At 38.8% G+C, this 25227-nt stretch carries 29 protein-coding genes; 6 read left to right on the top strand and 23 right to left on the bottom strand.

Going from position 1 to position 25227, the window contains the following annotated elements:
• Positions 1 to 25 precede the first annotated feature (25 nt).
• Positions 26 to 544 carry a disulfide bond formation protein DsbB gene (gene dsbB, locus PX700_RS08650; RefSeq protein ID WP_479520490.1) on the top strand — a complete coding sequence of 173 codons (519 nt, stop codon included), beginning with the start codon at positions 26 to 28 and terminating at the stop codon, positions 542 to 544.
• Between the two features lies 1 nt (position 545).
• Entirely contained in the window at positions 546 to 848 is a 303-nt protein-coding gene (locus PX700_RS08645) for a DUF6170 family protein (protein WP_479520489.1), read from the top strand.
• A 24-nt stretch (positions 849 to 872) separates the two neighbouring features.
• Here the strand turns inward: PX700_RS08645 and PX700_RS08640 are convergent, their stop codons facing one another.
• Complete coding sequence (locus tag PX700_RS08640) at positions 873 to 1169, bottom strand: ComEA family DNA-binding protein (RefSeq protein WP_415638161.1); 297 nt, start codon at positions 1167 to 1169, stop codon at positions 873 to 875.
• A gap of 315 nt (positions 1170 to 1484) precedes the next feature.
• Here PX700_RS08640 and PX700_RS08635 point away from each other — a divergent pair, with 315 nt between their 5' ends.
• The gene (locus PX700_RS08635) at positions 1485 to 1802 is read left to right on the top strand and encodes a YebG family protein (protein ID WP_415638160.1); all 318 of its coding nucleotides are present in this window, start codon (positions 1485 to 1487) and stop codon (positions 1800 to 1802) included.
• Between the two features lie 274 nt (positions 1803 to 2076).
• Here the strand turns inward: PX700_RS08635 and putP are convergent, their stop codons facing one another.
• Positions 2077 to 3555, bottom strand: a complete 1479-nt coding sequence (gene putP, locus PX700_RS08630; RefSeq protein ID WP_415638159.1) for a sodium/proline symporter PutP — start codon at positions 3553 to 3555, stop codon at positions 2077 to 2079.
• Positions 3556 to 3884: 329 nt separating this feature from the next.
• Here putP and PX700_RS08625 point away from each other — a divergent pair, with 329 nt between their 5' ends.
• Entirely contained in the window at positions 3885 to 5111 is a 1227-nt protein-coding gene (locus tag PX700_RS08625) for an EAL and HDOD domain-containing protein (protein WP_479520488.1), read from the top strand.
• Between the two features lie 61 nt (positions 5112 to 5172).
• Here PX700_RS08625 and PX700_RS08620 read toward each other — a convergent pair whose 3' ends face one another.
• Genes PX700_RS08620 through ccmA form a run of 10 tightly spaced genes read right to left on the bottom strand, consistent with a single transcriptional unit; the run spans position 5173 to position 12896 of the window.
• Positions 5173 to 5904, bottom strand: a complete 732-nt coding sequence (locus tag PX700_RS08620) for an MlaA family lipoprotein (protein ID WP_002959276.1) — start codon at positions 5902 to 5904, stop codon at positions 5173 to 5175.
• Between the two features lie 9 nt (positions 5905 to 5913).
• A complete protein-coding gene (ccmI, locus tag PX700_RS08615; protein WP_479520487.1) occupies positions 5914 to 7170 on the bottom strand; it encodes a c-type cytochrome biogenesis protein CcmI in 1257 nt (418 codons plus the stop codon).
• Positions 7171 to 7632 carry a cytochrome c-type biogenesis protein gene (locus PX700_RS08610; protein WP_479520486.1) on the bottom strand — a complete coding sequence of 154 codons (462 nt, stop codon included), beginning with the start codon at positions 7630 to 7632 and terminating at the stop codon, positions 7171 to 7173.
• Complete coding sequence (locus tag PX700_RS08605; protein ID WP_479520485.1) at positions 7632 to 8201, bottom strand: redoxin family protein; 570 nt, start codon at positions 8199 to 8201, stop codon at positions 7632 to 7634. The genes PX700_RS08610 and PX700_RS08605 overlap by 1 nt, the downstream gene beginning before the upstream one ends.
• A complete protein-coding gene (locus PX700_RS08600; RefSeq protein WP_479520484.1) occupies positions 8198 to 10168 on the bottom strand; it encodes a heme lyase CcmF/NrfE family subunit in 1971 nt (656 codons plus the stop codon). The genes PX700_RS08605 and PX700_RS08600 overlap by 4 nt, the downstream gene beginning before the upstream one ends.
• A gap of 2 nt (positions 10169 to 10170) precedes the next feature.
• Positions 10171 to 10650, bottom strand: coding sequence for a cytochrome c maturation protein CcmE (gene ccmE / locus PX700_RS08595; protein ID WP_166421009.1), 480 nt, complete (start codon positions 10648 to 10650; stop codon positions 10171 to 10173).
• Positions 10647 to 10850, bottom strand: a complete 204-nt coding sequence (ccmD, locus tag PX700_RS08590) for a heme exporter protein CcmD (protein ID WP_149614289.1) — start codon at positions 10848 to 10850, stop codon at positions 10647 to 10649. Before ccmD ends, ccmE begins: the two co-directional genes overlap by 4 nt.
• A 2-nt stretch (positions 10851 to 10852) precedes the next feature.
• The gene (locus PX700_RS08585) at positions 10853 to 11590 is read right to left on the bottom strand and encodes a heme ABC transporter permease (protein WP_024610533.1); all 738 of its coding nucleotides are present in this window, start codon (positions 11588 to 11590) and stop codon (positions 10853 to 10855) included.
• A complete protein-coding gene (ccmB, locus tag PX700_RS08580) occupies positions 11590 to 12276 on the bottom strand; it encodes a heme exporter protein CcmB (RefSeq protein ID WP_479520483.1) in 687 nt (228 codons plus the stop codon). The genes PX700_RS08585 and ccmB overlap by 1 nt, the downstream gene beginning before the upstream one ends.
• Positions 12276 to 12896, bottom strand: a complete 621-nt coding sequence (ccmA, locus tag PX700_RS08575) for a cytochrome c biogenesis heme-transporting ATPase CcmA (protein WP_415638151.1) — start codon at positions 12894 to 12896, stop codon at positions 12276 to 12278. Before ccmA ends, ccmB begins: the two co-directional genes overlap by 1 nt.
• Positions 12897 to 13009: 113 nt before the next feature.
• Here ccmA and fliK point away from each other — a divergent pair, with 113 nt between their 5' ends.
• Positions 13010 to 15298, top strand: coding sequence for a flagellar hook-length control protein FliK (gene fliK / locus PX700_RS08570; protein WP_479520482.1), 2289 nt, complete (start codon positions 13010 to 13012; stop codon positions 15296 to 15298).
• Positions 15299 to 15300: 2 nt separating this feature from the next.
• Complete coding sequence (locus tag PX700_RS08565; protein ID WP_415638149.1) at positions 15301 to 15609, top strand: EscU/YscU/HrcU family type III secretion system export apparatus switch protein; 309 nt, start codon at positions 15301 to 15303, stop codon at positions 15607 to 15609.
• Between the two features lie 31 nt (positions 15610 to 15640).
• On the opposite strand, the gene PX700_RS08560 is transcribed toward PX700_RS08565, so the two are convergent.
• Genes PX700_RS08560 through PX700_RS08510 form a run of 11 tightly spaced genes read right to left on the bottom strand, consistent with a single transcriptional unit; the run spans position 15641 to position 25222 of the window.
• Positions 15641 to 16042 carry a DUF2802 domain-containing protein gene (locus PX700_RS08560; RefSeq protein WP_415638148.1) on the bottom strand — a complete coding sequence of 134 codons (402 nt, stop codon included), beginning with the start codon at positions 16040 to 16042 and terminating at the stop codon, positions 15641 to 15643.
• A 17-nt stretch (positions 16043 to 16059) separates the two neighbouring features.
• Positions 16060 to 16557: a chemotaxis protein CheW gene (locus tag PX700_RS08555; protein WP_415638147.1), complete on the bottom strand. Its 498-nt coding sequence runs from the start codon at positions 16555 to 16557 to the stop codon at positions 16060 to 16062.
• Between the two features lie 21 nt (positions 16558 to 16578).
• Positions 16579 to 17376, bottom strand: coding sequence for a chemotaxis protein CheW (locus PX700_RS08550; RefSeq protein ID WP_415638146.1), 798 nt, complete (start codon positions 17374 to 17376; stop codon positions 16579 to 16581).
• Positions 17377 to 17379: 3 nt separating this feature from the next.
• A complete protein-coding gene (locus tag PX700_RS08545; protein WP_415638145.1) occupies positions 17380 to 18150 on the bottom strand; it encodes a ParA family protein in 771 nt (256 codons plus the stop codon).
• A 12-nt stretch (positions 18151 to 18162) separates the two neighbouring features.
• Complete coding sequence (locus tag PX700_RS08540) at positions 18163 to 19122, bottom strand: flagellar motor protein MotB (RefSeq protein ID WP_415638144.1); 960 nt, start codon at positions 19120 to 19122, stop codon at positions 18163 to 18165.
• A 1-nt stretch (position 19123) separates the two neighbouring features.
• Entirely contained in the window at positions 19124 to 19888 is a 765-nt protein-coding gene (locus PX700_RS08535) for a flagellar motor protein (protein ID WP_415638143.1), read from the bottom strand.
• A complete protein-coding gene (locus PX700_RS08530; protein WP_415638142.1) occupies positions 19881 to 21047 on the bottom strand; it encodes a protein-glutamate methylesterase/protein-glutamine glutaminase in 1167 nt (388 codons plus the stop codon). Before PX700_RS08530 ends, PX700_RS08535 begins: the two co-directional genes overlap by 8 nt.
• Positions 21048 to 21105: 58 nt before the next feature.
• Entirely contained in the window at positions 21106 to 23286 is a 2181-nt protein-coding gene (locus tag PX700_RS08525) for a chemotaxis protein CheA (RefSeq protein ID WP_479520481.1), read from the bottom strand.
• 15 nt (positions 23287 to 23301) lie between these two features.
• The gene (locus tag PX700_RS08520; RefSeq protein WP_415638140.1) at positions 23302 to 24069 is read right to left on the bottom strand and encodes a protein phosphatase CheZ; all 768 of its coding nucleotides are present in this window, start codon (positions 24067 to 24069) and stop codon (positions 23302 to 23304) included.
• A gap of 18 nt (positions 24070 to 24087) precedes the next feature.
• Positions 24088 to 24471 (bottom strand): chemotaxis response regulator CheY, encoded by a 384-nt coding sequence (cheY, locus tag PX700_RS08515; protein ID WP_008132609.1) that lies wholly within the window; start codon positions 24469 to 24471, stop codon positions 24088 to 24090.
• A 40-nt stretch (positions 24472 to 24511) separates the two neighbouring features.
• Positions 24512 to 25222 carry an RNA polymerase sigma factor FliA gene (locus PX700_RS08510; protein WP_415638197.1) on the bottom strand — a complete coding sequence of 237 codons (711 nt, stop codon included), beginning with the start codon at positions 25220 to 25222 and terminating at the stop codon, positions 24512 to 24514.
• Positions 25223 to 25227 lie beyond the last annotated feature (5 nt).

Raw genomic sequence — 25227 nt, 5'->3', positions numbered from 1 at the left:
CGTCTTATTAAAACGCGGAATTTTTATGAACTGGCTTGCGCAATTACCTACCCAACGTACTCCGTGGCTTTTATTTACAGCCATCGTTTTTTTACTTGAAGTGACTGCCCTTTTCTTTCAGTACAAAATGGGGTTGGCACCTTGCATAATGTGTATATACCAGCGCACCGCTGTACTAGGCTTATTAAGTGCGGGCATTGTAGGTTCGACTAAACCACAGAGCAAAGCTGTTCGTATATTTGCTTATGTAATTTGGGGTGTATCGAGTGTTTGGGGATATTTAATTGCCCGAGAACATATTGATATGCAAACCACCACAGATCCTTTTGCATTTAGCTGCGAGTTTGAACCAAACTTTCCATCGTTTATGCCACTACACGAATGGATACCTAGCTTTTTTCAGGCAACTGGGGATTGTGGAAATATAGATTGGCAGTTTGTTGGCATGAGCATGCCTGCTTGGATGGAAATTATATTTGCGCTATTCTCAATCACTTTATTTACTTTAGTGGTTAGCCGTTTATTAATTAAAAAGTCGATTTAATATGTTTACCTTTTTTTCAAGCCAATTAGATGATCTTAAACACTTAAAAGTGCGCAAGCGTCAGGACGTAATAGCACTTTCGTTAAGTATGCTATCACCAACTGATAAAGTTTTATTACGTATTATAAAGCTACTGTTACTTAGCCCACTATTTTTAATATTCACTGTATTTAAAGGTTGGATATTAATACCATTTTTGATACTTGGCGGATTGTGCTATCCACTATTAACTACTCCTATTGAAATTAACTTTGCTAAAAAGCACTTAAACGAAGCGCTAAAACAATTTAATCAGGGCGTATAACGCCCTGATTATTACTTACTCGCTTTAAAGTGATATTTTCCCTTCTAATTTGGCTAATAGTTTTTTACCAATTCCTTTAACTTGCGATAAATCACTGACGCTTTTAAATTCGCCGTTTTCTTCACGGTAATCCACAATAGCCTGCGCTTTTTTCTTACCTATACCCGGTAGCTTAGCAAGCATATCTGCATCAGCATTATTTATACTAATTGTCTCAACTTGAGGCATTTGCTTAGTTACTTCCGATAGTTGTGCATACACGGTAGTCGCGGGAAGTAAGCATAATAAGCTTATGATTAATAAATTTTTTAGCGCTTTCATTAAACTTGTCCTTATTCTTCTTTTCTTAATTTTGAATGATGCTCAGGAAAACCAAAAAGTAAGGAACTGAAAAGCTCATCACTTAAAGTGTACCTAAACGCATTATCACCATGATCCGAAATCCTGAAAATGCAGCTGGTACAACAAAGTGATTGCTTAACTAAAGTAAAGTTACCGTTTTTTGTCAAATTTAAGACACCCAAAAATTAAAACTTCGCGCTTGCAAATTTACGCCCAAACCATTACTGTACATAAAAACAGTAATCTAATGGTTTTTTAAAAACCACGGTGCCAAGCAATTTTGCAGGAGAAATCATGGCTGTTGTTGTTAAATATGTTGTAGAACGAAACGGAGTCGAGCGTATGACGTTTACTACCAAAAAAGAAGCTGATGCTTATGACAAGATGCTCGATATAGCAGAATCACTTGAGCTAATGCTAGAAAAGGTAGACGTACCGCTTAGTGAGCAACAAATTGAATCACTTGCTTTAGAAATAGCGAAAAGCAAAGATGACTTTATGACTATATTAAAAGGTGGTAAAGAACCCGTTGTTACGAAAGCGCCAGCAAAAAGTAAAAAGTCAGATAACGTTGCATCAATTGAAGATAGCAACGATAAAAAAGCAAGTTAATTCATAGAATGTCTCCACCTCGGACGGGACAAACTAAATAAAAAAGGGAGCAACTAAGTTGCTCCCTTTTTTATTATACCCATTCGCTTAATTAAGTGTTCTATTTTGAGGGTGGAAAAACGTGTTGATATCTAGGAAAAAAATCGAAATTTAGTTGTTCTAAATGATAATTTTTTAACGTCGGTAGCAACACGTTTAGCCCCGCAAAATGATTAAGTATTATTGCGGATTGGTATTAATTACTACTCATTCAAAAATGAGTAGTAATTGCTATTTAAAGCTCTTTTTCTACTTCATCAAATAAAGCGGTAATGTTTTGCTCAGGCTCTTTTGTAGCTAAGCTAACAACAACAATTGCGATACTAGATAAAATAAAGCCAGGTACTATTTCGTACATAAAGCTACTTAAGCTTTCGCCATTAATAGTAAATGGTCCATATATCCAAATTAGTACGGTAAATGCACCCACTAACATGCCCGATAATGCACCAGCAAAGTTCATACGCTTCCAATATAGGCTAAATAATACCAATGGTCCAAACGCAGCACCAAAACCAGCCCATGCATTACTCACTAAATCTAAGATAGAGCTATCTCTGTCGTAGGCTAAATAAATTGCAAACAGGGCAACAAATGCAACGCTAATTCGACCAACAGTAACTAATTCAAAGTCGCTAGCATCTTTACGTAAAAATGTTTTATATAAATCTTCAGTCAATGAACTTGAACTAACAAGTAACTGTGAAGAAATTGTACTCATAATCGCAGCCAAAATTGCAGCTAGTAAAAAGCCAGCAATAAGTGGGTGGAACAATAACTCAGAAAGAATTAGGAAAATCGTTTCAGGATCTTCAACTACAATATTATTTTCATAAGTATAAGCAGCACCAAATATACCAGTACCAACAGCACCAAGGGCAGCAACAATCATCCATGTCATACCAATACGGCGAGCTTTAGGCATATCCTTAACACTACGTACCGACATAAAACGAACGATAATATGTGGTTGACCAAAATAACCTAAACCCCATGCCATTGCAGAAATAATACCTAATGCAGAGCCTGCTCCAATCCAGTTAAGCATATCTGGATTTACACTATGTAAAGTAGATTCCAGAGGTTGTTCAAGTAAAGAGTATGCAACGGTAGGTACTAGAATAAGTGCAATGAACATAATACAGCCTTGCACAAAGTCAGTTAAGCTAACCGCTAAAAAACCACCAAACAAAGTATATAAAACTACAACACCCGTTGTAATATATAAACCCATTTCATAACTTAGACCAAATGAGCTTTCAAATAGTTTTCCGCCAGCTACAACACCTGATGATGTATAAAGAGTAAAGAAGACGATAATCACAACAGCTGATACAACACGTAATAAGTTAGACTTATCATTGAAGCGATTTGAAAAGTAATCTGGGATTGTTATAGAGTCATTTGCTTTTTCAGTGTACACACGCAATCTTGGTGCAACTAACAGATAGTTTAACCAAGCACCAATCACCAAACCGATTGCTATCCATGTACTACTAAAACCAGTCACAAACATCGCACCAGGTAGGCCCATTAAAATCCAGCCACTCATGTCAGATGCACCTGCAGACAGTGCAGCAACACTTGGAGATAGATTTCGTCCACCTAGCATGTAACCTGATACATCGCCAGTAGATTGCTTATATGCATATAGTCCGATACCTAACATTACAATAAAATATAATGCTAGTGAAATAATCATTCCTGTTTCCAAATTAGCCTCCGCATAATTATTAATAATAGGCTTTATCCAAATAATGACTCTTAAAGTTTTATAGTTAAGACACTATTGGGGTAAAAACCATTCTCGCCGACTATATCATGCTTAATAATAAAATCTCCAACTTGTTACTTCTAGCTGATGCAAAAATATTCATGTTGAATAATTTTAAAGCGAATTGATGAAATATAATAAATTAAATGCAGAAACGCCTTCATTTTTAATGATAATTTATTAATCTAGCAAATATACGTAATGCTATTTCAAGTCTTTTGCCATATATTATTACAATAACTAATTACATTAATCTTACGGAACTATTTATGTATTTTTACGCTGCACGCCAATCTATTTTAGACAGGGATAAAAAACTCATCGGATATGAGCTTTTATTTCGCGATGGCGTTGATAACGTATTTCCCGACATAGATGGTGACGAAGCAACGACACGACTTATTGAGGGTAGCCAGTTTAACTTTGGCTTAGAAGATTTAACCGACAATAAACCGGCTTATATAAATTTTACCTTAGAAACGCTATTAAAGGGTTACCCTACATTACTGGGTAAAGACACTATAGTTGTAGAAATACTTGAAACTGTGCAGCCCGGTAAACGTTTATTATCCATTGTTAAAGATTTAAAAGGCAAAGGTTACACTATTGCTCTTGATGACTATATTCATCAACCTGTTTGGCGTCACTTTTATCCGTTTATTGATATTATTAAAATCGACGTTTTAACTAATGATATAGACACAATAAAAACTATTTTTAACGATATAAAACAATACTCACATATTAAGTTGCTTGCCGAAAAAGTAGAAACCTACGAAATTTACCAACAAGCTTTGGAGATTGGTTTTGATTATTTTCAGGGCTTTTTCTTCTCAAAACCTGAAATGGTGCAAAGTAAAGCGCTACCGCCTTCAGGAATAGCATTAGCAGAATTACTCTATGAAACTTCAAGTATTGAAATGAACCTAAAAAAAATCACCAATGTTTTTGAGCGTGATGTAAACCTATCTTATAAGTTGCTTAGGTATTCAAATTCGGCAGCGTTTACTAAGCGTGCTGAAATAAGCACTATTAAGCAAGCACTTATAGTGCTTGGTGCAAATGAAATTAAAAAGCTATTGTCACTATTGTTTGCAGCCCAAGTATCTGCAGATAAACCTGTAGAGCTAATTAGGCTATCGCTTACGCGCGCTCGATTTGCTGAATTACTCGCTATATCTCATGGCCAATTTAAAGACACCGGTATGGCATTTTTAACCGGTATGATGTCACTTATGGATGCCATTTTAGATGAGAGCATGGAAAGCGTAATGAAAAAGCTGCCACTTTCTAATGATATAAAAACAGCATTATTAAACGATGAAGGCTTGCTAGCAAAGTATTTGAACTTAGTTAAATACTACGAACAAGCAAACTGGTCAGCTGCAAACGAAATCACTAAAGAATTAAACCTAGGCGAAATAGTACCTGATGCCTATCATGATGCATTGGGCTGGGTTAATGAACAAATGAAATTAATAGTTAACGAAAAATAAAAACATAAACAGCAAGCAAAAACGCCAGCATTTAGCTGGCGTTTTTGTGAGTGCAATGAGGTTATAAACTTTCTAAAAAGTCTTCATCAAAATCAGCTGGCTCTTCTTTAATTGGAGGATTGCCATCGTACAGCTCATAAATTTGACGCTGAAAGTAAATATCTTTTACAAATAAGTACGGGTCAAGTGAATCGTTTAATAATCCTTCTTGCGGGATTAATGACGCACGCGCTTCAACAGCCTTTAAAACAAACACTAAAATAGTTTGTGGAGTCGTTAGTGCAACTTCAGGTAATACAAAATTGTCGACTACGTCACCTGTTAGATTACGTGCTGTTGTTGGACCCATGCCTGGAAGCATTAAATAAGCACCATCACCCACTCCCCATACACCTAACGTTTGTCCAAAGTCTTCATCTACAATTTCAAGACCAAGTGAACTGGCAACATCAAAAATGCCAAACAGGCCAACTGTAGAGTTAACTAAAAAACGCGCGAGGCTCACACTTGCATTACCCGGCTTACCTTGCAAACCGGCATTGATCATATCGACAGGTGCTGTAATATTACCTGTAAAATTAACAATACCGTTTCTTACCGGTACAGGCGTTACTTCAACATAACCTACAGCAACTGGGCGCAATAAATAAGCATCCAGTACATCCATATTAAAGTCGTATAACGGACGATTAATACTTTGCAGCGGATCCCTGTCATCTACTTTGCTTTGTGGTACTTGAGCACACCCGGCTAGTATCAATAAACATAAAAAAGTAAAACTGTGTTTTAACATCTAACGTCCTTAAGGTATTAATGTATCAATTTGAAGTTGGTAGTCACTTACACTTTCACGCTTTAACGACTCTGAATGACCTTCTAGCTCACCAGAACTTGGCATAACCGAGTCATCTATAGAAATACGCGCCGAAATAATAATATTTTCTGCACTAGATAAGTTAAGCCCTGCAACCATCGCACTACTATCACTTAGCTCAATAGTAATTGGAAATGAATATTTAGCGAGTTTAACAGCAGCTAGCGGCATTGGCGAACCCGTTGCTGCTTTGGCAAATATGAACAAAATACCGTCTTTTGGTTGTTTATCAATAAGCTCTTTTGCAATATCTACGGTAACCGCAATCGTGCTGCTGTTACTGATAGTAGCAGGTATAACAGAGCCTTCACTTTGCATTTTCTGTTCTATATCACTAATACGCTCAGAGATCATGCTATAGCGAGAATCATTTTTTTCCATACTCGCTAATAAAACCTCAAAAGCGGCTTTGGCTTGTGGCCAATCCTTACGTTCATAAGCTATCAATGCGAGTAGCGAAATTGCATCTAAATTTGTAGGCTCAACTTTTAGTACTTTTGAAAGCATACCTGCCGCACGGGTCATATTAGCTTCACTGCCTTCAAGTAATAAAACTTGGCTGTAACTAATAAGTACCTGCATATTATCAGGGTTCATACGCAGTGCTTTATCAAATGACTGCTGCGCCATATCAAACTCGTTTAGTGACATAGCTACTCGACCAAGTAGCTTCCAAGCAACTTCGTCATCGCCAGAGCGGCTAAGCTTAGTACGAAGCGCCAATGCAAAAGCCTGCAGTTCATTTTGGCTAAGCGGCTCACCTTTTTGCATTACAGCGCGCTCGCCGTAATCAGCTAAATTATCCATTGCATCATGCCAAGCCGATATTTGTTGCTGGCTACCCGTTAGACCATAAAAAACACCGGTGAGTGCCAGAACAAACGCGCCACCCGTTAAAGCAAAAATACGATTATTACCTTTGCTGTTCAGTGATTTTTCTGGTGATAGCTCGTTCAATAAACGGCGTTTTAATTCAACGATTGATTCTGCATGATTTACGCTATCAATACGTTGATTATCTAAATCAGTTTGCAAATCAACTAAACGCTGCTCATATATGCTAATTAGCTCAGCATTGGCATTATGAGTAATTGTTTGTACACGCTCTTTTTTTAAAAAAGGTAACATCACAAACCCAAGAGCAATCAGTGTGAGTAAAACAAAACACGCCCACATTAAAATCATTTAACTTTGCTCCTGACGTTTATTTTTCTCAATTAGCTTAGCTAACAGCATTTCGTCGTCGCTACTCCAGGTTTGTTTTACTGATGCTTTTCGCTGACGAATAACAATAAAACCAAAGCCGACTATGACAATTAATACAGGTAATACCCACAGTACTAAAGTTGCTGGTGTAACTGGTGGGTCGTAATGAACAAAATAGCCAAAGCGGTCAATCATGTAATCAATCACTTCGTCTTTGCTCTTACCTTCTTTAACTAACACGAGTACTTTATCGCGCAGGTCTTTGGCAACAACAGCATCTGAATCTGCAATGTTTTGATTTTGACATTTAGGGCAACGCAACTCTTTAGTCAGCTCTTCAAACAATATTGCTTGTTTGTTGCTATCAAATTGATAGCGATCTTGCTCTGCAAACGCACCCATGCTTACAAAAAGGCTAAGTGTAAGTAATAACCACTTCATTATTTAAGCTCCTGCATTATTGGCGCAAATTTAGCGCGCCATACTCGCGGGTTTATATCACCCGTGTGATGCAACAAAATAGTGCCGGTTTTATCGACTAAAAATGTTTCAGGGGCACCTGACACACCTAAGTCCAATGACAAAGTACGGTGTAAATCTAGAATGTTAAATTGGTATGGGTCGCCAGCACGTTGCAGCATATCGCTCACTTCTGTGCGAAGTGATTGCATATTAAAAGGGCCATCAAAGTCAGCATCGTAGCCTTGTATGTAATAAAGCCCAATAATTTTAACGCCTTGCTCACGTAACTTAGTTAAGTAGCCAAGCTCAACTAAACATGTTGGGCACCAAGTACCCCACACATTTAGTAAGTAAACTTCGCCTTTTAATGACTCATTAGTCCACTGCTTATTATCCTGCATTAGGTCGGTTAAATTAAATGCTGGCATTTCTTGACCTAACCGACCCGTTTGAATTTCACGAGGATTAGCAAAAAGGCCTTGGTATAAAAATACACATACAAAAGCAAACACTAAAAGCGGCGCAATAGCTAAAATTTTACGGTTCATAAAACACTCTCCGATGCAGCCTTACGCGCTGTTTTAGCTGATGTACGATAGCGTTTATCAAATAAAATCATAAATCCAGCAAGCGAAATAAGCACACCACCAATCCACATCCAACGAACAAACGGTTTATGATAAATTCTAAGTGACCACGCACCTTGGCTTAACTGCTCACCTAATGCTAAGTATAAATCACGTGTAAAGCCTGCGTCTATTGCCGCTTCAGTCATAAACTGCATACCAATGTCGTACTTACGTTTTTCGGCGTGTAAGCGTGTTACGATCTCATTATTTTTAAGCACAGATACAACACCCGCATGGCCGCTGTAGTTTGGTCCGCGAATCGTTTTAACACCATCAAAACGGTATTCATATTCGTTAAGTTGAACGGTATCGCCTTGCTTCATCGATACGTCACGCTCTACTGAATATGCAGATGTAAGTGTTACACCTGCAATAACAAACGAAATACCAATATGTCCAAGTACCATTGCCCAGTAGCTTACACCTAAACGTTTTAAACCTTCTTTTAAGGTACCGTGCACAGCCACTTTAGTGTAAATATCAATCACTGTTGATATCGCAACCCAAACTGCAAGCGTGGTCGCTAGTAGCGTAAGTGGTTTTACTAAATCGTAACTTGAAAACAACCAAGCACAGGTAATCACTACACTGGCTAATACGCCCATTAATATTTTGTTTTGTAAGAAAGCCCATTTATTTTGCTTCCAGCGTAAAAATGGTCCTATACCCATCAAAATAGCAAATGGTACTAAAATTATTGCAAACATCTTATTAAAAAACGGTTCACCAATAGAAATACTGCCCAAGCCCATTTCTTTATGAACCATAGGTAATAGCGTACCGAGTAATACAATTAATGTAGCAACCACTAAAAATATATTATTGAGCCATAATGCCACTTCGCGTGATACAAACTTGTATCGGCCTTCACTATGTACTTGCGATACACGCAGTGCATATAACGCTAAGCCACCACCTACAACGATGCCTAAAAAGGCGAGTATAAATAAGCCACGATCAGGGTCTGTAGCAAAAGCATGCACCGATACAATAATACCCGAGCGCACAATAAAGGTGCCTAACAAGCTTAATGAAAATGCGGCTATAGCAAGTAGTACGGTCCATGATTTAAATACACCACGTTTTTCAGTTACGCTTAATGAATGCAGTAATGCGGTTGCAACAAGCCATGGCATTAATGATGCGTTTTCTACTGGATCCCAAAACCACCAGCCGCCCCAGCCAAGCTCTGAATATGCCCACCAACTACCAATTGTAATACCTAGCGTTAAAAAGCCCCATGCAGTCATTGTCCACGGACGTGACCACTTAGCCCATGTGTTATCAAGCTTACCGGTTAACAACGCAGCAATAGCAAAAGAGAAAGCAACTGATAGCCCTACATAACCCATGTACAGTAATGGCGGGTGAATAATCATGCCCGGATCTTGAAGTAACGGATTTAAATCACGCCCTTCTACCGGGAAATAAGGAAGTAGGCGTTCAAACGGGCTTGAAAGTAGCAAGGTGTACATCATAAAACCCACACCTAAAAAACCAAGTACCCCTAAAACACGAGCACGTAACACCCAAGGCAATGATTTAGAACGCGCAGCGACAACGGCAGTCCAACCTGCTTGCATTACTAGCCACAGTAAAATCGCACCTTCATGGCCGCCCCATGTAGAGGTGATTTTGTAATACCAAGGCAGTGTACTACTTGAATGATATGCCACATACGATACGGTAAAATCATCCGTTACACTGGCGTAAATAAGTGCTGCAAAAGAGATTAAAACAAAAGCGAATTGCCCAATTGCTAAAGAGGGAGCTGCACGCATTAATCGAAGATTACCGGTATGCGCGCCCCAAAGAGGAAAAATACACAGTAAAACGCTTAGCACCATGGCAAGCGTTAAAGAAAAATAACCAATTTCTGGGATCATAGCTAATTACCACTATCTAAGTTGTATTTTGGTTTTTCGTGCTTAATACCTTTAACTGCCTCAGCAACTTCTGCTGGCATGTATTCTTCGTCATGCTTAGCTAGAACTTCAAACGCTTCTATCACATTAGGTTCGATTAATACGCCCTGCGCTACAATGCCTTGCCCCTCACGAAATAAATCAGGCAATATACCTTGATAGCGCACGGTCACTAATGGACCTGTATCAATTAGCTTAAAGCTTACTTGCAAACTCTCTTCATTACGTTCAACCGTGCCTGGTACAACCATGCCACCAATACGTAGCTTTTGCCCTATGAATGGTTTTTCTTTATTAGGGCCTTTACCATCGATAAGCTCGCTTGGCGTATAAAAAAGATTTATGTTTTCTTGGAGTGCATAAAGCACTAAACCAATTGATCCACCAATACCAAACAGTACGGCAATAATTACCAATAGGCGCTTTTTACGTCTAGGATTCATGATACTTGTTCCTGTTTAGCTTTTTTAATTCGCGCTTCACGTATTATTTGTTGCTCTACTGAAGCCATAATACGTTTAGTATCTCTTAAAGAGTTCACTAAAATACCGAGTAAAATAAGTGCGCATGTACCAAAAGAAAGCCATACATAAAACCCGTAGCCTCCCATTGCAATAAAATCAGAAAAAGAGTCAAACTGCATAATTACCCCTTATTTAACAACAAACGCACCCACGGTCGGTGCTTTTCGCGTTGCAAAATTTCATTTTTAAGACGAATTAAAGTTACTGTTCCTACAAAAGCAGCAAAGGCTAAAATATTAACCATAAGAGGCCAAAACATACTTGGGTCAATTGCTTTGGTGTCTAGCTTTGTAATGCTTGCGCCTTGGTGTAGCGTATTCCACCACTCAACTGAGTAATGAATAATAGGTAAGTTAATTACACCCACAATCGCTAAAATAGAAGCCGCACGCCCTGCTGACTTTTTATCTTCAAACGCATGGTAAAGTGAAAGTACGCCAAGATATAAAAATAATAAAATAAGCTCAGATGTTAAACGTGCATCCCACACCCACCAAGCGCCCCACATAGGTTTACCCCATGCAGCGCCAGTAATAAGTGCAATAGCTGTAATACATGCACCAACAGGCGCAATTGCAATAACGGCAAGTTCAGCATTTCGTAGTTGCCATACAAGTGCAACAATGGCGGCAATTGCCATTGAGGAGTAAGCACCCATAGATAAAATAGCAGAAGGAACATGAATAAAAATGATACGGTAGCTATCTTTTTGTTGGTAATCGGCAGGTGCAAAACCAAGCCCCCATACCCATCCAACAATCATACTAACTACGGTAACTACGGCAAAATAAGGCAGTAACGTATTGCATAACTGGTATGCACGCTCTGCTTTAGCATAGGGATGTAACCATTTCCACATTAACTTACACTCACTTTTAAAGCTGACGATATGGCAATTGGTGCGCTAACAATAGCAATAAGTAACATTGCACCAAGGATGGCAAGCTGCCCGCTATAATCCAGCGACATGGTGCTGGTATCGATAGCTGACGTTGCAAAAATCAAAACTGGAATATACAAAGGCAGTACGAGTAAACTCATCAAAATACCCCCTTTTTGTAATCCCACAGTAAGCCCTGCGCCTATTGCGCCAATAAAGCTCAATAGTGGAGTGCCTAATAATAATGTTAAAACAGTCGCTGTTAACGCCGTACTTTCTAGGTTTAACAACAATGCAAATAGCGGCGTCATTAATACAAGCGGTAAACCTGTTACTACCCAATGAGCAGCCACTTTAGCAAATACCGTTAACGATAACGGATAAGACGATGCAATTAACTGCTCCAACGAGCCATCATTAAAGTCATCTCTAAACAGTTTATCCAAACCCAGCATGGTAGAAAGTAATGCTGCAACCCAAATAATCCCCGGCGCCATTCTCGCCAATAGACCGGGCTCAGGCCCTATCGCTAACGGAAATAATGAAATTACAATTAAGAAGAATAAAATAGGATTTACAATTTCGGCGCGCTGGCGAAACGCAAGCTTTACATCTTTGGTAAATACCGCACTAAATAACAACCAATAAGAGTGTTGACGAGTCATTAGTGGCGATACTCCAATGTAACTGTTTGTAAGTTACTAAAATGGGTCGTTAAATCTTGGTGGGTCGTTAATAAAATAGCGCCACCACTTTGTAAGTGTTCGGTAAATCGTTGCTGTAAAAAAGCAACACCGCTTTTATCAAGCGCGGTAAATGGCTCATCAAGTACCCATAGCTTTGCATCACTTAACCAAAGTCTTACTAAAGCAACACGCCGTTGTTGCCCCGCAGATAACATTCTAACCGGCACATCTTCAAGTCCAACAAGGCCAAGTTGCGCTAAAATAGGGTATAAGTCTGGCTCGTTTATGTAGCCATTAATTTGTAGCCAGTGGCGAACATTTTCAACTGCACTGAGTTGGGTGTTTACACCTGTTTTGTGGCCTATAAAAAGCAGTTCTCTAGCATACTCTTCATAGTACTTAGATATAGGCTGTCCTTGAAACAAAACAGTCCCTTCATCAGGCACAGAAAAACCAGCGATAATACGCAATAGCGATGTTTTACCAGCCCCATTGGGACCCGCTAATTGCATGATTTGACCGCTATTAAGGCTAAAATTAAGGTCCGCAAACAAACAACGATCTTGCTTGATGCAGGTGACGGACTTAATGTGTAACAAGATAACGATTCTCTCTGCCAAAAATTAGGCGTTAGTCTACCATAATGATAGGGTAATACGAATATTGCTTTAAAATCGATTCACTTAAAATAGAGAAAACTTGATTTAAAATAATGAATACGCCAACGCAAATAACATTATCTAATTCATTGGTTATCAATCAATCGACCAATAGCCAAACCAATGAGTTACCACAGTTACCTAATGAGGTACTTGCGGCTAAAAACATTCAATTTTCGAAGGACTCGATTACGCTTGATGTATTTATTGATAAACATTGGCAGACATTAAGACTTGGCACTACAAGCGCACCGCAAAATTTACAAAAAATAGCCAGTGCTAACATACAACTTAGTCCCGATGGCAAACAACTCAACATCACGCCAAACACTACAACCCTGACTTTAAATCAACCGGTACAATTACAGCGTTTATTAAATTATGTAAGCACGGGCACTGAGGTACAAAGCAAACCAATGGATGTACAAGTGGTTATGTCCCCTACCCCAAAATTAATAGTTGATAAACTTAACGCCAGTATTGCCATAAATAAAGACGTAGCGCAGTTACTTTTAACCGAGCAGCCTTTAAAGGTAGTTGTTAGCACTACTAACAAAGGCGCACAGCTTAATGTTATTAACCGCTTTGCTGATACAGTTCACTCACAACCACTTAGTCAAACTAAACTTACTAACTTACTCATTGCCTTATTGCCTAGTGCGCAACTACAAGCAACACCTAAGTTAGCAATTTTAACTCATCCCCAAAAGCCAGGTTCGTTTACAACGCCTATTACTAATCAACAACTTGCCGAACTACCTAACACACCTATTAAAGTAAATTTAGTGAACCATGCAGATAAATTATTTATTAAAACCGATACTAATAATATAAAAGTAACGCTTAATAACTCATTTTCTAAACCGTTTAACGAGTTACTTTTAGCGCAAAAAAGCATGGACCCTGAAATACCTTTTTCTGCGTCCACTATTAAAGCAAGCCCACTGCTTACACCTGATAGCCCAATAAAGTCGTGGCTACAAAATAGCTTTAGTGATTTAAAAACTCGAATTAACGATGCTGTTAAATACTTTGAAAATAAGCCTTTTACGGCAGCGAATAAATCTGAATTAACAGCGTCATCAACACCCTCTGCTCTACAAAAAGTACCTTTTGATATACAGCAGAGCGAATCACCGAAAAATAGAGTTAATATTACCCAAGGTGCAAGTACCCAGCTAACTAGCAATACAAGCAATATTTTGCCAGAGCACTTTTCAAGACTCCCGCCGCTTATACAGTTAACTCAACTTATGAAAGGAGTTGTTGGTGTTTGGCAGTCACCACAAAATACAATAATAACATCAGCTAAAACGCCGATATCAAGTAATATTAATCAAAGTCAAGTAAACCCAACGATGAAAAACATGCTGACATTAGCAGAACCGTTATCTAATATGGCCTCTCGTAGTCAAATGCTACAACCAATAGAAGCAAAACTGCTGAGTACATTACTAAAGCTTCCTGACACCCCAATCCCTATGAATATAAGGACTGATAGCAAACCACTTTTAAGTAGTCAAATTACTGACATTACAAATAAAGCGACAAAAGAAACGCCCGATTTAACTCGCCTAATTAACCAAGCATTTAGCCGTATGGTCTCAAGTAATAACGTTAATCCGGCAACCATACAGCGTGAAATATTAGCCACCTTACAACCATCTAAATTAACGGGTGATATACTACAAAGTAGCTTCACTAAAGGACTTGAACAAGTTGCGGTGAGTATTTTAGCAGCCCCTATTATCAGCCAATCAGTAACACCTATCAGTTTTAATAACCAAACTGGCTTAGATGCACTTTTACAAGTACTCATACCTACTTTTAAAACGGGTAATTCGGGAACAAAAATACTTGATCAACTTCAGCAAACTCAAGTACAAGCTTTGGCTAGCGAAATTGTACAAGTTAAAAATACACTTACCCAAGTAAGTGTTTCAACGCCGAATCAACAACCAGACACAAACCCACTTGCACAATTTTTATTACCGATGAAACTGCCGCCAGATGCCGCCCAAACAGAAATTACGCTGGGGCAATATAAAAAGCCAAGCGCGGATAAGTTAGAAGATAAAAATGTATGGTTTGTAAGACTAAACTTTGATTATGCACAAATTGGGCAACTACAAATTACCGCTGAGCTAATGGATAAAGCACTTGATTGCCAGCTATTAGCCTCAAGCCAAGAAGTAAGCGCTATTGCTCACCCTCACTTAGATAACTTAAGATCTAAACTAGCAAAGCATGGTTTACAGGTTGGAGAGCTTAACTTAAAGCGAAGCGATGCAAGTAATCAGGCATTTTATAAATCTCATGCAATCATTAATATTAAGGTTTAGTTATGAGTGATACACCCATTAATAAATCAGCCATTGGACTTTTATACGAAGCTGGCAACACCCCCACTGTAAGTGTAAAAGGGTTTGGTGAATTAGCTGATGAAATAATTGCAGCGGCAAAATTAAAAGGAATTATGATCCACGAAGATGCAGCGCTTTCTAAAACGTTGTCGCATTTAAGCTTAGGGGAAGAAATCCCTAAAGAGCTTTATTATGTAATTGCAGAGCTTATTGCGTTTTCGTATGTATTAAGAGGTCAATTTCCGCCAGGCTGGCAAGACTTTCAAGGGAAGTTGAATATTAAGGCTTGAGCTTATTTATGTGCTTATAACTAAAAAGGCGCTAAGCGCCTTTTTGTTTATGTAATGAAAATAGTAATTCGGCTTCTGCTCTAGGTAATTCACATTCGCGTATTACTTCATCTAGGTCCGCACCTAATTCAACCATTTTTACAGCACGAGAGTAAATTTTAGCGTCAGGGTCATCGTATTTTTGCGCCGCTTGTTGTTGCATTAAATCTTGATTTTGTTGCTCAACCTCAAGCACTCGTTTACCAATACTTAAAAGTCCTGTTCTAAGTTCTGATATTTCACTTCGCAAAATATGTGTTTGCTCTGAGCTATCTTTCAGTTGCTGTAATGCAGCATTAATTTCATTCGCTTGTTTGTTTTTTAATGCAATTATTAGCGCAAGCGATATAAGTCCTACCGCTAACGCTGATATAGCTATACTAAGTAACAGCATAATTTATTTGGTAAAGCTTATATATCGCTTAACTCATCCCATTCGTCATCACTGAGTAATTTATTTAAATCAACCAAAATCAGTAATTCGTTATCGCGGTTACAAACGCCTTGAATAAACTTAGCACTTTCTTCAGTGCCAACATTTGGTGCACTATCGATTTCAGAGCTACGTAAATAAACAACTTCAGATACGCTGTCAGCTAAAATACCTATAACTTGCTCTTCAGCTTCAATAATTAAGATACGAGAATTGTCAGTTGCATCAGCAGGTAACAAACCAAAACGAGCACGAGTATCAATAACTGTTACTACGTTACCGCGTAAGTTAATAATACCAACAACATAAGAAGGAGCGCCTGGCACCGGGGCTATTTCAGTGTAGCGTAGTATTTCTTGAACTTGCATTACATTTACGCCGTAAGTTTCTTCTTCTAACTTAAACGTAACCCATTGTAAAATTTCATCATTATTATCTGCATTTTTATTTGCTGACAGTAATTTATCTTGACTCATGCTATTACCCCGTAATGGTCATTACTTCTGACGGCTATCTAAGCCTTTCTTTAATAATATATTTAAATTATCAACGTCTATTAAAGCACACATTTTTTCTTTTATAACACCAGCAAGCCATGGCCGCTTACTTTTATTTGTACGCCATTTTACATCTTCTTTACTCAATGTAATGTTATTTATCAACTTTTCAGCCAATAAACCCCACTGACTATCACCTAAGGTAATTAAATATTGGTAATCTAAAGACGCTTCTAATTTGTCATCATACTTTTCTGGCATTACCCAGCGTGCCGTGTCAACAACATTAAACTTTTCATCTCTATTGAGCATAACGCCTTTAAACCACTTTGGCTTACCAAATAAATGATTTACTTCACCTAATTGATGGATACCGCCGAGTGCCTTTAATGGTACTGCAAGGGTTAAACCTGCTACTTCAAAAAATAATGCCTGAAATTCGCCTTCAAAATAGTCAGGCTGACAATTGGTTACAATCTGTGGTTCAGGTGTTTCTATAGCATTATATATCGGTTTTATTACTTCATCATCTCCGGCTTTATTAACTTCTTCAGCCTCATGAATTGGTTCAACTATTGGCTCAATTTCAGCATTAAGCAAGTCTTTATCAAATATTTTTTCTGCCGCTTTAATCTGTTCTTTAGGTTTTAAATGAATGCACTCTTGCTGTGAATCGTCTGGAATTTTCTCAAGTAATTTTGCAACAGGCTCAAGGTCATCTACAGGCTCGTCTTCACACAACAAAGCCCCTAGGTATTGTTTCATTACTTTTTCATTAGCAAACAATTGCTTACTCATTCATTAACCTTGTTCAATTAAATATTCTAGCAGTGCTTTATATGCGTACACACCACGCGAGCGAGGACAATACTCTACAGGCACTTTTTGTGCAAAGCTTGCATCTCTAAATTTGGTATCTACCGGTATTACACCAGGCCAAACTTTATCACCATATGTATTTTGCAGCGTTTTATATGCTTCTAGCGATGCTTTAGTTCGTTTGTCGTACATAGTAGGAATTATAGTATATTGATAATTTTTCGCTTGAGAGGTTTGCATTAACTCCATAGTACGCATCATTCTATCAAGGCCTTTAAGTGCTAAAAATTCAGTTTGCACTGGCACTAAAATCCGCTCGCTTGCTGCAAGCGCATTCACCATCAACACTCCTAGAACCGGGGGGCAATCTAAAATTGCATAATCATAATGTTCGCTTATTTTTGCAAGCGCTTTTTTTAGTATTAACCCCATGCCTGTTTTATTACCCATACTTCTATCAAGCGTGGCTATCGCCATCGTTGCGGGTAAAATATCTAGATTTTCAAGTGTTGATGGGCATAAAGCTTGAAGTATTTCTTCACTTTGCATGCTTGTACCGCGTGCAAAAATATCGTACACACTGACTTCTAAATCTTCTGAGTCAATGCCAAAGTAATAAGTGAGTGATGCATGAGGATCTGTATCTATAAGCAGCACACGCTTACCTTGCAAGGCCAAAATACCAGCAAGGCTCACTGCGGTCGTTGTTTTACCAACTCCCCCCTTTTGATTAGCGACAGTCCAAATCTTCACATTACATCCTAATTACTGTTCATTGCGCGTTGTTATGCGAATACCACCATGGGGCAAACGAATTATTTTTATTGTATCGTCATCTGAAGGTAGTTCAATTTCAGGCTTAGCCACTAATGACTCATCAGATTGCTCATCACTTCCAACATCTTTTTTTGGCGGTAGCCCATACTTAGAAAGTGCAATAACAACTTTACGATTCTCTGCTCGCCCTTGCTCTGATTCGTTACTTGCAAAAGGTGAGTATTGGCCATAACCTTCTATCGCCATTCTGGCAGAATTAATACCTAATGCTTCAAGTTCTACTAAAATAGACGTAGCTCTAGCTACAGAGAGTTCCCAATTTGAGCGAAATATTTCATTACGAATACTTTCATCATCAGTATAGCCACGAACTCTTACATAGTTATCTACTGGATCAATAATATCTTTAACAATTTTGACGACTTGTTTTGCCCTAGAGTGTGCCACTGAGCTACCACTTGAAAATAGCATGCCTGAGCTTAGTTCTATAATCAGCCAATCTTGGTTTAGCTCTAAACTAGCTTCTCCATCGCGAATTTCATCAATAAGCGCTGACTGTAATTTAGTTAGTAAGCTGTCGAGAGGCTTTCCTAGATATTTTTGCTGTATGTTACTTGTATCACTTTGACCGTCGAGTAGTTCTGGGCCTTGTTCTTCTTTTAAAATACTTTCGCCGTAAAGAACTTCTTGTTCAGGTGTCACTCTATCGGTCAATATCCCATTACCATTGACGCCTTCACCTTGACCAGAGTGCTGGCGGGCTGATTTATCAAAAACATGTTCGAGGGAGTCTGAGAGTATTTGAAATTGCTCTTCTTTGTTAATCGCTATTGCATACAGCACTACAAAAAAGGCAAACATAATGGTCATGTAATCGGCATACGATACAAGCCAACGCTCTGTATGTTGGCTTTTAGGATCAGAATGACGAAGTCGTCGGCGTAACATCTTATTCGTTCACTAAATTAGGACGCTCTACGCGGTAGGCTTCAAGCTTTAATTCTATATTTACTGGGCTTTCGCCAACGCTTATTGCGATAATCCCTTCAGCAAACATTTCATGGTAAAGCATTTTTTGCTCTACACGCTGCTTTAACTTATTTGCCATAGGTAAAAACAATAAATTAGCTAAGCCAACACCATAAATGGTCGCAATAAATGCCGCTGCAACGCCTGCACCAAGCATTTGCGGGTCGGTAATAAACGACATTGCCTGTATTAAACCAAGCACGGCACCTAAAATTCCAATGGTAGGACTGTAGCCTCCCATTGCTTCATAAACACGCGCAGCTTCAAGTAAACGATCACGTTCTAGCAGTAAATCAATCTCAAGTGTGTCACGCAGTTTTTGCTCTGAGCAGCCATCTACAAGTAAGCTTAAACCTTTTGCAGCATACGCATCTGGGTGAGCCAGCGCTTCATTTTCAAGCGCTAAATAACCTTCTTGACGCGCTTTATGAGACCATCGTTTAACTTGCTCTATTGCGTCTTCAATATCGTATTGTGGCGCAACAAAAGCCCACGAACTCATATTTAGCATTTTTTTAAAGGTACTTGCTGATGTTTGCAACATCACAGCACCAAGCGTGCCGCCTAATACAATAATAAGCGCAGGACCATTAAATAAAGCAGAAACAACGCCACCTTCTAAAGAGTAACCTAGTCCTATTGCACCCAATGCCACAAATAGCCCGAATATTGAGAGCTTATCCACAACCCACCTCTCTCTTTATCCGTGCCGCAACATCACTCAATGCTAAACTTTCACTCGAAAGCCCCGCATTAGCAATGGCTTGAGGCATTCCATAAACAACACAGCTTTTCTCATCTTGTGCCCAAATAGTTGCACCCATTTGTTTTAACATTCTTGCACCATCGCGTCCATCAGCGCCCATACCTGTTAAAACAATAGCAAGCACATCGCCTTGATACGTTTTTGCTGCACTGGCAAAAGTTACATCTACACTCGGCTTATAGCTTATTCTCTCGCTATGATCTTCAAATACGCGCAGAGTTCTATTTGCTCCACGCCCTTCTACCATCATCTGCTGTCCACCTGGCGCTAAATAAGCAGTTCCAGGTTGTAAGCGGTCACCTTGTTGTGCTTCTTTAACTTTTATTTGGCACAAACCATTTAAGCGCGCTGCGAATGCAGGTGTAAATGCAGCTGGCATATGCTGAATAAGTAAAATCGGGTGAGGAAAATTAGCTGGTAATTGAGTCAGTATAGTTTGCAGCGCAACAGGCCCACCTGTAGAAGTACCAATAGCAACAAGCTGATATTGTTTACCACTTGCTCGCATTGAGCTGATATTTGAACCTGATGATGTTGTAGGGGCTGCTCTTTGAAAGCTTCTATCAGGCTGTTTTATGGAAGGCGTTAATGTGCTTGTTCTTTGCGAAAGTGAACTTGTTGTTAGTTTAGTTGGAATTACTGACTTAGGCGGTGTTGGAACTCTAAATGTTCGTGGTAAACGTCTTCGCCCTATATCTTTTACTTTATTTTGCAAAAGCTTTATAGCGTCTTCATTATTTCGAGCGATGTCTTCAAATTTTTTCGGTAAAAAATCCATTGCTCCAGCATCTAGTGCATCAAACGTTGCTGTTGCGCCATCACGTGTTAGTGATGAAAACATTAAGATAGGCGTTGGATTACTCGCCATTATCTCTTTAACTGCGCTAATACCATCAAGCACAGGCATTTCGACATCCATAGTAATCACATCTGGACGTAGCTGAGCTGCTTTTTCAACAGCTTCTCTGCCATTCACAGCAAAACCTATAACGTGTATGTCGCTATCTTGCTCAAGAATTTCGCTTACCCTACGGCGAAAAAAGCTAGAATCATCAACAACTAAAACTTTTACGGCCATTTAGTTCTCTTATTAAATTTATTCGTAGGTATATATTTTATATATACCTACTTTATTGTTAGCCAGCGTAATGTTTTAACATATTTGGAACATCTAAAATTAGTGCAATTCCACCGTCCGAAGTAATTGTAGCGCCTGCCATACCTGGCGTACCTTGTAATAACGCATCGAGAGGTTTAATAACTACTTCTTCTTGACCAATTAATGAGTCAACAACAAAACCAACTTGCTGTGTACCAATTTGAACAATAACTACGTGGCCTTTTGACTTTCGCTGCGAACGATCTGAGCCTTTTACTAACCAGTGCTCAAGGTAAAATAACGGTATTGCCTTTTTGCGCACAATAATTGTTAATTGCCCATCAACCACATTTGTCTTAGTTAAATCTAAGTTGAATATTTCACTAACCCCTGCAAGTGGTAACGCAAATGTTTGTGCGCCAACAATCACCATTAAGGTAGGTAATATAGCCAAGGTAAGTGGTACTTTTATTTCTAAAATAGTACCTACGCCTAACTCAGATTGAATACTTACTGAACCGTTCAGTTGGGTGATTTTAGTTTTCACCACGTCCATTCCTACACCACGACCTGAAATATCAGATATCTCTTCTTTTGTAGAAAAGCCGGGTGCAAAAATCAAGTTATACGCTTCGCTGTCAGAAAGTCGACTTGCTTGGTCGTGATCGAGCACGCCTTTACTAATTGCTATTTTTTTCAGCTTTTCAGCATCCATACCAGCGCCATCATCTTTAATGGTTAGCAAAATATGATCGCCTTCTTGGGACGCTGATAGAGTAACATTACCTGTTCTAGGCTTACCTGCGGCCTCACGAACAGCGGGCATTTCAATACCATGGTCAACAGAATTTCGAACTAAATGCACAAGTGGATCAGCAAGTGCTTCCACCAAATTTTTATCTAAATCAGTTTCTTCACCTACAAGCTTTAAGTCAATATCTTTGTTTAAGCTGCGCGCTAAATCACGTACCACGCGAGGGAAACGACCAAATACCTTCTTAATTGGTTGCATTCGCGTTTGCATAACTGCGCCTTGAATATCCGCAGTCACTACATCTAAGTTAGAGATTGCTTTACCCATCGCTTCACTGTCTGAGTTAGTCGCTAAACTAACCAAGCGGTTTCGCACAAGGACTAACTCACCAACCATATTCATAATTTGGTCAAGTCGTTTTGTATCTACACGAACGGTAGTTTCTGCTGCTGGCGGCGCTGATTTTTTTGCCGCTGCGGGTGCTGCTTTCACAACAGGCTTTTCTACCGGTTTAGAAACAGGTGCTTTCGCAGACTCTGGTTTTTTTACAGGCTCACTAGCTTTAGCAACTGGTGTTGCAGGAATATTGGGCTGATTCACAGCTGGCGTGCTTTCTATTGATTTAGGTGCAGTGCCTTTACCATGAAGTTCATCAAGGAGTGCTTCAAACTCGTCATCACTAATTTCATCATCTGATGAATTAACCGGGCTTGAGTCTGGTTTTGCTGGTTCTATAGGTGCTTTACTAGCAACATCACCAAAACTGCCGACTCCATGTAACTCATCTAATAAGCTGTCAAATTCATCATCCGTAATGTCACCATTAAAGTCATTACTGCTTGCTACTGGCTTCTCAATTACAGGACCTTGTCCTTTACCGTGTAGTTCATCCAGTAAGTTTTCAAATTCGTCTTCAGTTATTTCATCAATTTCAGCATCGCTAACCGAAGGCGTTCCGCTAAATAGTTCATCAAATGCAAACGGATCTTCGTCATCAACTATGGGCGTATCAACTACTTCGTTTTGAGGTTGTTCAACTTCATTGTTCGAAGATACACCGTTAAGCTCATCTTCTGTTGGAGGTAGACCTAAAATGTGAAGGGTATGAAGTAATTCAGGATCTGCAGGTTCTGGCTTATCCCTATTTTGGATAGTCGCGAACATTTCATTAATGGTGTCGAGCGCTTGTAAAATAACATCCATTAACTCTGAATTGACCGTCCGCACGCCTTGACGTAATAAATCAAATACGTTTTCAGCACCATGACAAGCATCAACAAGTTCTGTCATAGCTAAAAAGCCTGCCCCACCTTTTACAGTGTGAAAGCCTCTAAATATAGCGTTTAGTAACTCTGTATCTTCTGGATTATTTTCCAGTTCAACCAACTGTTCAGATAAAAGCTCTAGGATTTCTCCTGCCTCTACGAGAAAGTCTTGTAAAATATCTTCATCGACTTCAAACATGCAGTAACTCTCCTCTTAGAAGCCCAAACTTGATAAAAGATCATCGACTTCATCTTGATCAGATACAACATCATTACGCGACTCTTTATCAATAATAGGGCCTTCTGGACCTGCTAAAGTTTGTGTAACAACTGGTTCTTCTATTTTTTGTTGCTCTGTTATCTCTACTGGGCTGTCATCTTGAGCAGCAAATGCTGTTAAAAGATGAAGTAAGCTTTCTTCTACTTCTCTAACAAGATCAATAACCCGACGGATAACTTGCCCCGTTAAATCTTGATAGTCTTGAGCCATTAATACATTAGTCATTAAGCTCTGAAGCTCATCCGTTTTATGATGAGAGTTATTCATAAATTTATCAATACTATGGCACAACGATTTAAACTCACCCAACTGAATTTCGCGGCTCATTAAACGATCCCATGTCGGTTTGATATGGGATATTTCATCTGCTAATTGTTGGGCTATAGGAAGGCTCGCTTCCACTGCATCCATTGTTTTATTAGCGGCATTTTCTGTCATTTCTATAACATAATTAAGTCGCTTTTTAGCATCTGGAATGGCATCTGTAGTTAAATTAGCCAAACGAGTATCAAGCTCAAATCCTTTTAGTGAGTCATGCAATTGACGAGTCAATTTCCCAACTTCAGCAAATAATTCGGAGTGCTCTTTGGAAGCGCTCTCTAAAATTAACTGATTGGCTTTATCTTGTTCATTATTCTCTAAAAAAACAACGAGTTGACGAGCTTGTTCTAACGTTATTTGAGGCGCAGCAGGTGCTGGCATAAGCCTCTCCCTTATCATTTAGCCTAAACGTTCAAATACTTTTTCTAATTTAGTTTTTAATGTTCCAGCCGTAAATGGCTTAACAATATAACCATTAACACCAGCTTGCGCTGCTGCTATTATTTGTTCTTTTTTAGCTTCTGCTGTTACCATCAATACGGGAATGTGTTTTAACTTATCATCCGCACGAATTGCTCTTAGAAGATCAATGCCTTGCATTCCTGGCATATTCCAATCAGTAACCACAAAATCGAATACCTGATTTTGTAGCATAGGCAAAGCTGTAGAACCATCATCAGCTTCTTGAACGTTAGTGAAACCTAAATCACGTAACAAATTTTTTATAATTCTTCTCATTGTTGAAAAATCATCAACTACAAGAATTTTCATGTTTTTATCCAAAACATCCTCCAGTGAGGTCTTAACCTGTGTTTACTTACTACTAATTTATCCAGTCATTGATTTTAGCCTTGAGCTTAATCATCGCCTGACCATGTATCTGACTTACACGCGATTCACTTACATCGAGTATATGTCCTATTTCTTTTAAATTCATTTCATCGTTGTAGTACAAAGAGAGCACCATTGCATCACGCTCCGGTAGTGACTTAATTGCACTTAGTAAAGATGCATTAAACCGATCTTTTTTTACATTATTAAAAGGTCTATCTAGTGCAAAATCCTGGTCAATGGGAGTAATAACATCCTCATCTATCCCAAGGTCTTCAATACCTAATACTTTACTAGAATTTACATCACTTAAAATATGATGGTATTCATTAAGCGAAATTTCAAGTTTTTCAGCAACTTCTGTATTCGTTGGTTCACGATTGAGACTACTTTCAAGCTCAGTAATTGCCTCTGCAACTTGCCGGCTTTTGCGATGTACTGAACGAGGAGCCCAATCACCACGGCGCATTTCATCAAGCATAGCTCCGCGAATACGAATACCAGCAAAAGTTTCAAAGCTTGCGCCTTTTGTTGCATCAAAGTTTTTTGAAGCTTCTATTAAACCTATCATTCCTGATTGAATTAAATCATCAAGTTGAACGCTAGGGGGTAATCGAGCAATTAGATGACACGCCACCTTTTTGACAAGTGATGCATGCTTCTCAACAATCACATTTAAATTTTGTGTTGATTGATATCCCATAGCTC

The organism is Pseudoalteromonas sp. TP27, assembly GCF_056470645.1.
This window is presented reverse-complemented; position numbering and strand designations above follow the sequence as displayed.

Bases quoted from the DNA above. Each gene is read 5' to 3' on its own strand.
- PX700_RS08625 (WP_479520488.1), top strand. From the start codon at position 3,885: ATGTATTTTTACGCTGCACGCCAATCTATTTTAGACAGGGATAAAAAA.
- ccmI (WP_479520487.1), bottom strand. From the start codon at position 7,170: ATGATTTTAATGTGGGCGTGTTTTGTTTTACTCACACTGATTGCTCTT.
- PX700_RS08610 (WP_479520486.1), bottom strand. From the start codon at position 7,632: ATGAAGTGGTTATTACTTACACTTAGCCTTTTTGTAAGCATGGGTGCG.
- dsbB (WP_479520490.1), top strand. From the start codon at position 26: ATGAACTGGCTTGCGCAATTACCTACCCAACGTACTCCGTGGCTTTTA.
- PX700_RS08585 (WP_024610533.1), bottom strand. From the start codon at position 11,590: ATGTGGAAATGGTTACATCCCTATGCTAAAGCAGAGCGTGCATACCAG.
- PX700_RS08620 (WP_002959276.1), bottom strand. From the start codon at position 5,904: ATGTTAAAACACAGTTTTACTTTTTTATGTTTATTGATACTAGCCGGG.
- PX700_RS08565 (WP_415638149.1), top strand. From the start codon at position 15,301: ATGAGTGATACACCCATTAATAAATCAGCCATTGGACTTTTATACGAA.
- PX700_RS08550 (WP_415638146.1), bottom strand. From the start codon at position 17,376: ATGAGTAAGCAATTGTTTGCTAATGAAAAAGTAATGAAACAATACCTA.
- PX700_RS08525 (WP_479520481.1), bottom strand. From the start codon at position 23,286: ATGTTTGAAGTCGATGAAGATATTTTACAAGACTTTCTCGTAGAGGCA.
- PX700_RS08510 (WP_415638197.1), bottom strand. From the start codon at position 25,222: ATGGGATATCAATCAACACAAAATTTAAATGTGATTGTTGAGAAGCAT.
- PX700_RS08635 (WP_415638160.1), top strand. From the start codon at position 1,485: ATGGCTGTTGTTGTTAAATATGTTGTAGAACGAAACGGAGTCGAGCGT.
- PX700_RS08555 (WP_415638147.1), bottom strand. From the start codon at position 16,557: ATGAGTCAAGATAAATTACTGTCAGCAAATAAAAATGCAGATAATAAT.
- PX700_RS08640 (WP_415638161.1), bottom strand. From the start codon at position 1,169: ATGAAAGCGCTAAAAAATTTATTAATCATAAGCTTATTATGCTTACTT.
- PX700_RS08530 (WP_415638142.1), bottom strand. From the start codon at position 21,047: ATGGCCGTAAAAGTTTTAGTTGTTGATGATTCTAGCTTTTTTCGCCGT.
- PX700_RS08645 (WP_479520489.1), top strand. From the start codon at position 546: ATGTTTACCTTTTTTTCAAGCCAATTAGATGATCTTAAACACTTAAAA.
- ccmB (WP_479520483.1), bottom strand. From the start codon at position 12,276: ATGACTCGTCAACACTCTTATTGGTTGTTATTTAGTGCGGTATTTACC.
- ccmE (WP_166421009.1), bottom strand. From the start codon at position 10,650: ATGAATCCTAGACGTAAAAAGCGCCTATTGGTAATTATTGCCGTACTG.
- PX700_RS08605 (WP_479520485.1), bottom strand. From the start codon at position 8,201: ATGAACCGTAAAATTTTAGCTATTGCGCCGCTTTTAGTGTTTGCTTTT.
- PX700_RS08600 (WP_479520484.1), bottom strand. From the start codon at position 10,168: ATGATCCCAGAAATTGGTTATTTTTCTTTAACGCTTGCCATGGTGCTA.
- PX700_RS08560 (WP_415638148.1), bottom strand. From the start codon at position 16,042: ATGCTGTTACTTAGTATAGCTATATCAGCGTTAGCGGTAGGACTTATA.
- fliK (WP_479520482.1), top strand. From the start codon at position 13,010: ATGAATACGCCAACGCAAATAACATTATCTAATTCATTGGTTATCAAT.
- PX700_RS08540 (WP_415638144.1), bottom strand. From the start codon at position 19,122: ATGTTACGCCGACGACTTCGTCATTCTGATCCTAAAAGCCAACATACA.
- ccmD (WP_149614289.1), bottom strand. From the start codon at position 10,850: ATGCAGTTTGACTCTTTTTCTGATTTTATTGCAATGGGAGGCTACGGG.
- PX700_RS08520 (WP_415638140.1), bottom strand. From the start codon at position 24,069: ATGCCAGCACCTGCTGCGCCTCAAATAACGTTAGAACAAGCTCGTCAA.